Source organism: Dellaglioa sp. CoH-57-MRSF-19 (assembly GCF_056781975.1).
Window position 1 is genome coordinate 1 of record NZ_JBXAXW010000015.1, and the last position, 1,560, is coordinate 1,560.

Genomic DNA, 1,560 nt, shown 5'->3' on the forward strand with positions numbered 1-1,560 from the left:
GTTACATGGACTCTTACGGGAACTCCGCTAACAAATTTGTCGGGCGGTGGCTACGTCAATTACCTGTACGACGGCAGCAAATACGTTCTGTTCACAACTTCGTCCACGGGCATCATTGCGACAACACCAGACATGGTAACCAATTGGCAGGCCATGAACGTATATGAGGCTGGGGACGCGACAGCAACCGGATTGACAGGCGGGTTGGCAGTGGACTAATTGTTTCGCAGTCTGGGGCACCTGCTGCTAACGGCCAGTTCACACCAGCCACAACAAATGGTGGCTTTTTGCACCTATTCGTTACTGGGGCATCGGGCGGAAACCGCCAATGGGGTATCCTAAACTCCGTTGCTAACAATTCGGCCTTTGTAAGCGGGTCCCTGTCTGCGACCACTAATCTGTACCATTACTTCGAAATTCGATATGTGAAGAATATAGCGGCCACAAACCAGTTCGACGTGTACATATACGTGGATGGTGTTCAAGTCGGTTCAAAGTTCACCTACCAGTTTACACAAACGACTGATACTACGGGGCTGTTCCTTATAGGATTCCAACGCTCTGGATGCTTTACCGCAATTGACGATATCTACGTGACGCTCGAAGATGGCACCGGCCTAAGCGGTAACCTAGGTCAGATTAACATCGTGGCGCAGCGCCCTACAGCAGACGTGCAAGCGCAATGGGTCCCCACGGGTGGTACGGGCACTAATGCAAGCGCCGTGAATCAATCTGCACTATCGAGCATGAGTTCGAAGAACGTGGCGTCCTCGAATTCTGGAGATGTTGATGTGTACTCTTCGTCGGACACTATCCCGGCAGGGTATTCGGCTCGCGCGCAGCTGGTGGAAACCTACTTCACCAAGACTTCGACGACGGCTCCTGTGGTTAGCGTAGGGCTGCGTAGTGCAGCTGCTGAAACAGACAGCGCCCAAATCACGGTCTCGGGAACAACACCAACATACGCATCGGTCCTGTCTGATATTGACCCCAACGGAAACAAGGCATGGTCTACCAACTCGATCAAGGCGTCGCAGTTTGTCTTGAACCATATAACCTAATGCGAGGGTGACTATGGCAGGTAATCCGGTAAAGGCGCAGTCCCTAGCCAGACAGGTACTTACAGTTCAATCTCCCGCGTCTACTGCTCAGGCAGTAGCGCGGCAGGTTCTATTGTCGCAGTCATCAGCGGTAAAAAATCAGGCAACTGCGCGGCAAGTGCTGATTATACCTCCACTTAACGCGCAGGACACGAACGTTCAGATGGAGGTTTTGGCTGCGGGATTGATACCGACAAATGACTATGGCGTGAAGTTAGAAGTTATCGCGGGACTTCCATATGTTACTCAGGATGCTAGCGTTGCGCTGGAGATCATTGCCCAGACAACTTTGAATCCAGCAAAGCCGATGACAACAATAACTTGGTTCACGCCAAGCTAAGGAAATAAAATGACCTTGAAATACATGCAAGGGTTTTAGACGGTTCGTGACGATTCAGACCTTAGAACACATGGATGGTCCCCAACCCCTGCTGCGCCGACACGTAAGACAACCGTAGCG

Annotated in this window: 3 protein-coding genes; all 3 read left to right on the forward strand. The window is 51.5% G+C overall.

The window, feature by feature from the left end:
* Nucleotides 1-219, forward strand: a 219-nt coding sequence (locus AC1RO3_RS07800) for a hypothetical protein (protein ID WP_481763904.1), incomplete at its 5' end; no start/stop codon positions are given.
* Between the two features lie 251 nt (nt 220-470).
* Nucleotides 471-1,061 (forward strand): hypothetical protein, encoded by a 591-nt coding sequence (locus AC1RO3_RS07805; protein ID WP_481763905.1) that lies wholly within the window; start codon nt 471-473, stop codon nt 1,059-1,061.
* A gap of 13 nt (nt 1,062-1,074) precedes the next feature.
* Nucleotides 1,075-1,440: a hypothetical protein gene (locus tag AC1RO3_RS07810; RefSeq protein ID WP_391856916.1), complete on the forward strand. Its 366-nt coding sequence runs from the start codon at nt 1,075-1,077 to the stop codon at nt 1,438-1,440.
* The last annotated feature ends 120 nt before the right edge of the window (nt 1,441-1,560 follow it).